Below are 7,613 nucleotides of genomic sequence, written 5' to 3'. Positions count from 1 at the left end.
GCCGTGGTCAACGTGACCGATCGTGCCCACGTTCACGTGCGGCTTGGTGCGGGTGAATTTACCTTTTGCCATTTTTCGACTCCGAAAAAAACGATTTCAACGTATGCAGATGGGTTGCAAACCTGCTGTTGCAACCCCCAAAAACTGGTGCCCTTTGCGGGAATCGGACCCGCGACCTCTCCCTTACCAAGGGAGTGCTCTACCACTGAGCCAAAAGGGCTTTGTCTAACCAATCGCTTCCGGCGTCGAACCGGGTCTCTGGAGCGGGAGACGGGAATCGAACCCGCGTCATCAGCTTGGAAGGCTGGGGTTCTACCATTGAACTACTCCCGCATCGGGGGCACTCAAAGGCACCCAAAGCGCTAGATCCAATCGCTCTTAGAAACCAAATTCATCGCTGGTGGAGAGGGCTGGATTCGAACCAGCGTACTCGTAAGAGGGCAGATTTACAGTCTGCTGCCATTAACCACTCGGCCACCTCTCCGGCGAACCTCGAAATATAGCACGGTTTTGTGACTTCACAGAACCTCCAGCACCAATAAGACGCAGGAACTGCACGAGGCGAACTGGCGGGAATTATCCGCGAAATCAGCCGCCCTGCTGGCGCGCCTCCCTCCAGGCACGCGCTTCGCCGAAATGCCCGCAGCCGATGAAAGGCACCGGCGGGCGCATCGCCGAAAGCGGCGAGGGGTGGTTCGACATCAGCACCTTGTGGCGGTTGATGTCGATCAACGCGCGCTTGCTTTGCGCATGCGAGCCCCACAGCATAAAAACAACAGGTTTGGCACCGTCTGATACATGCCGGATGACTGCATCGGTCAGCACTTCCCAGCCGCGCCCCGAATGGCTGGCCGGCTGCCCCTCCTCCACCGTGAGGCAGGTGTTGAGCAGCAGCACCCCGTGGGTCGCCCACTTCACCAGGCTGCCGCCGGGGTTGGGAAACGGCGGCGGGGGCGTTCCGAGGTCGCGCTGAAGCTCCTTGAAGATGTTGCGCAGCGACGGCGGCAGCGCCACGCCGGGCGCTACCGAAAAGGCCAGCCCCTCCGCCTGGCCGCGCCCGTGGTACGGGTCCTGGCCCAGGATCACCACGCGCACGTCGTCGGGCGGCGTCAGTTCCAGCGCCCGCAGCGGCTGGGGCGGAAAGATCACGGCACCGGCGTCGAGGCGCTCACGCAAAAAGCCCAGCAGCTTCTGCCCGACGATGCCGCCGAAGAATCCGTCGACCAGCGGCTGCCAGCCCGGCGCCACCGGCCAGTCGGCAGGATCGCTGCTCGACAGCTGATCGGGCCGGCTCATCTGAACAATGCGGCGAGTGCCTCGCCCGGCTCCTTGGCGCGCATGAACGCTTCGCCGACCAGGAAGGCGTGAACGCCGGCCGCGCGCAAGGTGGCGACGTCTTCACGCGTGGCAATGCCCGACTCCGTTACGGCCAGCCGATCCGCCGGCAACCGCGGCAGCAGGTCGATGGTGGCCTGGATCGACACCTCGAAATTGCGCAGGTTGCGGTTGTTCACACCGATGAGCGGCGTCTTGAGCTTGAGCGCGCGGTCGAGCTCGGCTGCATCGTGCACCTCGACCAGCACCGCCATGCCCAGCCCGCGCGCAATGGCTTCGTAGTCCTTCATCTGCGCGTCGTCGAGGCAGGCCGCGATCAAGAGAATGGCGTCGGCGCCCATCGCGCGCGATTCATAGACCTGGTAGGGGTCGACGATGAAATCCTTGCGCAGCACCGGCAAGTCGCAAGAGGCACGCGCCTGCTTGAGGTAGTCGACGCCGCCCTGGAAAAACTGCTTGTCGGTCAGCACCGAAAGGCACGCGGCGCTGATTTCGCCATCGCCCTCCGCATAGCTCTGCGCAATGTCAGCCGGAATGAACTCTTCGCGCAGCACGCCCTTGCTCGGGCTCGCCTTCTTGACCTCGGCAATCACCGCGGCCCGCCCGGCGGCGATCTTGGCGCGCAAAGCGCCTTCGAAATCACGCGTCAGCACGCGGCTCTCGGCGTCGAACCGCACGGCTTCGAGCGGGCTTTTCTTCTGCGCCGCAGCAATTTCCTGCCGCTTGACTGCAATGATCTTGTCGAGGATGTCGGACATGTTCTGTATTCGTCTTTAGCGGTTGTTCAAACCGATGTGGAAGCCTTGACCAGCTCGGCCAGCTTGTTCCGCGCCGCGCCGGAGGCCACGGCTTCGCGCGCGCGCTCGATGCCGGCGGCCATCGAATCGGCCACGTTGGCGGCATACAGGGCCGCGCCTGCGTTCAGCAGCACGATGTCGAGCGCCGGACCGGCCTGATTGTCGAGCACCCCCAGCAGCATGGCCTTCGACTGCTCGGGCGTTTCCACGCGCAGCGTGCGGTTGCTCGACATGGCAAAGCCGAAGTCTTCAGGATGCAGTTCGTACTCGCGAATTTCGCCGTCCTTCAGTTCACCCACCATGGTCGCCGCGCCGAGCGAAATCTCGTCCATGCCGTCGCGGCCGTACACCACCAGGGCGTGCTCGGTGCCAAGCCGCTGCAGCGCGCGCACCTGAATGCCCACCAGGTCCGGATGGAACACGCCCATCAGGATGTTCGGTGCGCCCGCCGGGTTGGTCAGCGGCCCCAGGATGTTGAAGATCGTCTTGATGCCGAGCTCCTTGCGCACCGGTGCCACGTTCTTCATGGCCGGATGGTGGTTGGGCGCGAACATGAAGCCGATGCCCACCTCTTCGATGGAGCGCGCAATCTGCTCCGGCTGCAGGTTGATGTTCACGCCCAGCGATTCGAGCACATCGGCGCTGCCCGACTTGCTCGACACGCTGCGCCCGCCATGCTTGCTCACTTTGGCGCCCGCGGCCGCCGCCACGAACATCGAGCAGGTCGAGATGTTGAAGGTGTGCGAGCCGTCGCCGCCCGTGCCGACGATGTCGACCAGGTGCGTGGTGTCCTTCACCGGCACCTTGGTGGAGACCTCGCGCATCACCTGCGCCGCGGCCGTGATCTCGCCGATGGTTTCCTTCTTGACGCGCAGGCCCGTGATCAGTGCCGCCATCATCACCGGCGAGCACTCGCCGCTCATGATGAGCCGCACGATGTGCAGCATTTCGTCGTGAAACACCTCGCGGTGTTCGATGGTGCGCTGCAGCGCTTCCTGGGGGGTGATCATGAAGAGTCTCCTCGGTGTTTTCAGGGGCCGGCGCGACCGGCCGGCGCGTCCGTGAATGCAAGCTTGAGGCCGAAGCCGATGAACAGCACGCCTGCCGCGCGATCGAGCCAGTGCATGCCCTTCTGCACGGCGCTTCTGCGCGCCATCCAGCCGGCGAATGCGGCCCATCCCACAACGATGGGAATGGAGTTGAGATTGAACAGCACGCCCAGCATGACGAAGTAAAGGCTCTTGTTGTCTGCGTCGGGTGCGATGAACTGCGGCACGAAGGCCAGGAAGAACAAGGCCACCTTGGGGTTCAGCACATTGGTCCAGAAGCCGCCGAGAAAGATCTCCCTGAGCCCGCGCTCGGCGGAGCCCGCGGCAGCCGCCTGAATATCGGCTGGCGGCTTGGCGCGCGACAGCACCATGCGCACGCCGAGGTACAGCAGGTAAGCCGCGCCCACGTACTTGAGCACCGTGAAGGCGGCCGCCGAGGTGGCCAGCAGCGTGCCGACGCCGACCGCCGCCGCGAAGATATGAACGAAGCAGCCGGTGAGAACGCCAAACCCGCCCACGATGCCGGCGCGCACGCCCGAGCGCAGCGAATTCGTCACGATGTAGAGCACATCAGGCCCCGGGGTCAGGTTCAGCAGCCAGCCTGCGGCAATGAAAGCGAGCAGATGCGGAAGATCGGGCATCGCGGGCTCCTTGGTTCCCTGGTGTCAGGCGTTGAAGAAGCCGCGGATGGCGGCAACGGCGCGGTCCACGCCCGCCGCGTCCACGTCGAGATGCGTCACGAAGCGCAGCCGATAGAGGCCCGTCGCAAGAATGCCCTGCTGGTTGAGGTGCGCGAGCAGTTCCGAAGAACGCGCCTGCGCTTCGCCCGTCAGGTCGACGAAAACGATGTTGGTGTGCGGCGCCTCGACCTTCAGGCCTTCGATGCCTTCGAGCCCCTGCGCCAGGCGCTGCGCGAGCGCGTGGTCATTGGCCAGCCGGTCGATGTGATGGTCGAGCGCGTGCGATGCCGCCGCCGCGAGCAGCCCTGCCTGCCGCATGCCGCCGCCCGCCATCTTGCGGACGCGATGCGCCCGCGCAATGAACTCGCGCGACCCCACCAGCGCCGAGCCGATCGGCGCACCCAGGCCCTTGCTGAAGCAGACCGACACGCTGTCGAAGCACTGTGCAATGCGGCGGGCTTCCGCCCGGATGTCGTTGCGCTTGTTCAGCGCAGCCTGCGCCGTTGCGGCATTGAAGAGACGCGCGCCGTCCAGATGCCGCTGCAATCCCTTGCTCTTGGCAAGATCCGTCGCGGCTTGAACGTAGTCGAAGGGAAGCAGCTTGCCGCCCAGCGTGTTCTCCAACGCCAGCAGCCGCGTACGCGCGAAGTGCGCATCGTCGGGCTTGATCGCCGCTTCGATCTGCGCGAGCGGCAGCGTGCCGTCGGGCGCATGGTCGAGCGGCTGCGGCTGCACGCTGCCGAACACCGCAGCGCCGCCGCCTTCCCAGCGGTAGCAGTGCGCCTGCTGGCCGACGATGTATTCGTCGCCCCGCCCGCAGTGCGAAAGAATGGCGCACAGGTTGCTCTGCGTGCCGGTCGGCACGAACAGCGCCGCCTCGAAACCCAGCAGCGCCGCGATCTTTTCCTGCAGCGCATTCATGCTCGGGTCGGTGCCGAAGACGTCGTCACCGAGCGGCGCCGCCATCATGGCCTCGCGCATTGCAGGGGTAGGCTGCGTGACGGTGTCGCTGCGCAGATCGACGATGGAGGAGCGGTCGGTCATGGCGGTCAATCCAAAAAGTTCTTGAGCATCGCGTGGCCGTGCTCGGTGAGGATCGATTCAGGGTGGAACTGCACGCCTTCGATGCGCACGTCATTCGCAAACCCGGTGTGCCGCACACCCATGATCTCGCCGTCGTCGGTCCACGCGGTAATCGCCAATTCCTTCGGGCAGCTCTCGCGCTCGATGGAAAGCGAGTGGTACCGGTTGACGATGAACTTTTCGGGCAACCCCGCAAACACGCCTTCTTGCGTGGTCGTGATCTCGCTGGTCTTGCCGTGCATCAGCTGCTGCGCGCGGATGATCTTGCCGCCGAAGGCCGCGCCGATGGCCTGGTGCCCCAGACATACGCCAAGAATCGGCAGCTTGCCCGCGAAGGCCTCGATGGCCGCCACCGAAACGCCCGCTTCCGCCGGCGAGCAAGGCCCCGGCGACACCACGAGCCGCGTCACGCCCGAAGCGATCAGCTCGCCGATCTGCGCCACGGTGATCTCGTCGTTGCGGTGCACCTGCACATCCGCACCCAGCTCGCCAAAGTACTGGACGATGTTGTAGGTGAACGAATCGTAGTTGTCGATCATCAGCAGTTTCATGGCTTGCTCACAATCCGGTGCACGCCCTTGACGACGGGGAACACGTTGAAGTTGATCAGAAGGCCCAGCTTGAGGCCCGAGAGCCGCAGCGCGGCAAGCACCTGCGCGCGGTGCAGGTCGGTCAGCACGTCGACCGCCTTGAGCTCGACGATGACCGACTGCTCGACCACGAAGCCCGCGCGGTACACCTCGCCGAGCGAACGACCCTTGTAGCTAGCCGGCAGCGCCACGTCCTGCGCAAAGCCGATCTCGCGCTCGGCGAGTTCAATGGCCAATGCCGCGGCATAGGCGTCTTCGCTCAGACCCGTGCCGAGCACGCGCTGAACCTCGACTGCGGCGCCGATGATCTCGTGCGAAAAGTCGTTTTGAATATCAGGCACGTTGCTCATTCCAGCCCCTCCTCGACCAGTTCGGCGGCGCGCAGCAGTGCGCGCGCCTTGGCTTCAGTTTCTTTCCATTCCAGCTCGGGCACCGAGTCGGCGACCACGCCGGCCGCGGCCTGCACGTGCAGCATCTGGTCCTTCACGATGCCGGTGCGAATGGCAATGGCCACATCCATGTCGCCCGCATAGCTGATGTAGCCGCAGGCGCCGCCGTAGAGGCCGCGCTTGGTGGGCTCGAGCTGGTCGATGAGTTCCATCGCGTGCACCTTGGGCGCGCCGGTCAGCGTGCCGGCCGGGAACGTGGCCTTGAGCACGTCGATGGCGGTCATGCCGTCTTTCAGCGTGCCTTCGACATTGCTCACGATATGCATCACGTGGCTGTAGCGTTCCACCGCGAAGGCCTCGGTCACCTTCACGGTGCCGGTCTTGGCGATGCGGCCGATGTCGTTGCGCGCAAGGTCGATCAGCATCACGTGCTCGGCGCGCTCCTTCGGGTCGTTGATGAGCTCTTCCTCGGCCGCCTTGTCGAGCTCCAGCGAGGCGCCGCGCGGGCGCGTGCCGGCCAGCGGGCGGATGGTGATCTTCTGTTCGCCCTCGCCCGTGTTCTCCTGGCGCACCAGAATTTCAGGCGAAGCGCCCACCACGTGGAAGTCGCCCAGGTGGTAGTAATACATGTAGGGCGACGGGTTGAGCGAGCGCAGCGCGCGGTACAGCGACAGCGGCGATTCGGTGTACCGCTTGCTGATGCGCTGCCCCACCTGCACCTGCATGAAGTCGCCGGCGGCAATCATGTCCTTGGCGCGCTCCACCGCAGCAAGGTAGTCGGCCTTGGCGAAGCTGCGCTCCGGCGGATGCGGCTGGGTGGGCTTCACGATGGGAGCGCTCACCGAGTACTTCAGTTTTTCCTTCAGCTCGCGCAGGCGGCGCTTGCCTGCCGCATAAGCCTCGGGCTGCTTCGGATCGGCATAGACGATCAGGTACAGCTTGCCCGAGAGGTTGTCGATGACAGCGAGCTCTTCGCACTGCAGCAGCAGGATGTCGGGGCAGCCCAGCGCATCGGGCGGGCAGCTTTTTTCGAGCTTGCGTTCGATGTGGCGCACCGTGTCGTAGCCAAAGTAGCCCGCAAGACCGCCGCAAAAACGCGGAAGCCCCGGACGCAGCGCCACCTTGAAGCGCTTCTGGTATTCGGCAATGAAGTCCAGCGGATTGCCTGCAGCGGTTTCGACCACCTGCCCGTCGGTCACCACCTCGGTCACTGCATCGGCACCAAAACCGCTGGCACGCAGCAGCGTGCGTGCGGGCAGCCCGATGAAGCTGTAGCGACCGAAGCGCTCGCCGCCCACCACCGATTCGAGAAGAAAGCTGTGCTTGCCGCCACCCTGCGAATGGGCCAGCTTGAGATAGAGGGAAAGAGGGGTCTCGAGGTCGGCAAAAGCCTCGGCCATCAGCGGAATACGGTTGTAGCCCTGGGCGCTGAGGCTCTTGAATTCAAGTTCGGTGATCACGGATTCGTTCTCCAGTTGCCTCGCGGCGCTTCTTGGCCGGTGGCAAGGTCATTCACTGGTGGTCCGGAGTCTGCAGCGATCCGGTACCGCGGGCGCACGGCGTGCGCCGTGCAATCAAACAGTCAGCGATGTATGGCTACGCCAGGGCCAGGCTCCCCGGCTGCCTTCACCTGTTTGAATGATGTGATGAACGAACATGGAGCGTGGAGTTTAGCCCACGAAAACGCCGC

General features: G+C 64.5%; 8 protein-coding genes, 3 tRNA genes and 1 pseudogene. All 12 read right to left on the bottom strand.

The features are described 5' to 3' along the window. Positions 1–72: pseudogene (locus V9K97_RS09215) on the bottom strand (GTP-binding protein); the annotation flags it as partial. 73 nt (positions 73–145) lie between these two features. Further along, a tRNA-Thr gene (locus V9K97_RS09210) sits at positions 146–220 on the bottom strand. 39 nt (positions 221–259) lie between these two features. After that, positions 260–333: transfer RNA gene (locus tag V9K97_RS09205), tRNA-Gly, on the bottom strand. A 65-nt stretch (positions 334–398) separates the two neighbouring features. Next, positions 399–484, bottom strand: a tRNA-Tyr gene (locus V9K97_RS09200). A 104-nt stretch (positions 485–588) separates the two neighbouring features. Further along, the gene (locus V9K97_RS09195; protein ID WP_337298631.1) at positions 589–1,296 is read right to left on the bottom strand and encodes a uracil-DNA glycosylase; all 708 of its coding nucleotides are present in this window, start codon (positions 1,294–1,296) and stop codon (positions 589–591) included. Next, positions 1,293–2,093: an indole-3-glycerol phosphate synthase TrpC gene (gene trpC, locus V9K97_RS09190; protein ID WP_258503823.1), complete on the bottom strand. Its 801-nt coding sequence runs from the start codon at positions 2,091–2,093 to the stop codon at positions 1,293–1,295. The genes V9K97_RS09195 and trpC overlap by 4 nt, the downstream gene beginning before the upstream one ends. 26 nt (positions 2,094–2,119) lie before the next feature. After that, positions 2,120–3,142 carry an anthranilate phosphoribosyltransferase gene (trpD, locus tag V9K97_RS09185; RefSeq protein ID WP_337317593.1) on the bottom strand — a complete coding sequence of 341 codons (1,023 nt, stop codon included), beginning with the start codon at positions 3,140–3,142 and terminating at the stop codon, positions 2,120–2,122. A 20-nt stretch (positions 3,143–3,162) separates the two neighbouring features. Continuing rightward, positions 3,163–3,822, bottom strand: a complete 660-nt coding sequence (locus V9K97_RS09180; RefSeq protein WP_337317592.1) for a LysE family translocator — start codon at positions 3,820–3,822, stop codon at positions 3,163–3,165. A gap of 24 nt (positions 3,823–3,846) precedes the next feature. Then, positions 3,847–4,905, bottom strand: coding sequence for a low-specificity L-threonine aldolase (gene ltaE / locus V9K97_RS09175; protein WP_337317591.1), 1,059 nt, complete (start codon positions 4,903–4,905; stop codon positions 3,847–3,849). A 5-nt stretch (positions 4,906–4,910) separates the two neighbouring features. Further along, positions 4,911–5,495 (bottom strand): aminodeoxychorismate/anthranilate synthase component II, encoded by a 585-nt coding sequence (locus V9K97_RS09170; RefSeq protein ID WP_337317590.1) that lies wholly within the window; start codon positions 5,493–5,495, stop codon positions 4,911–4,913. Then, positions 5,492–5,884 (bottom strand): GxxExxY protein, encoded by a 393-nt coding sequence (locus V9K97_RS09165; RefSeq protein WP_337317589.1) that lies wholly within the window; start codon positions 5,882–5,884, stop codon positions 5,492–5,494. The genes V9K97_RS09170 and V9K97_RS09165 overlap by 4 nt, the downstream gene beginning before the upstream one ends. Beyond that, positions 5,881–7,383, bottom strand: coding sequence for an anthranilate synthase component I (gene trpE / locus V9K97_RS09160; protein WP_258503819.1), 1,503 nt, complete (start codon positions 7,381–7,383; stop codon positions 5,881–5,883). Before trpE ends, V9K97_RS09165 begins: the two co-directional genes overlap by 4 nt. Between the last annotated feature and the right edge of the window lie 230 nt (positions 7,384–7,613).

Origin of the sequence: Variovorax sp. CCNWLW186 (assembly GCF_037203865.1) — a bacterium.
GTDB lineage: Bacteria > Pseudomonadota > Gammaproteobacteria > Burkholderiales > Burkholderiaceae_C > Variovorax.
This window is presented reverse-complemented; position numbering and strand designations above follow the sequence as displayed.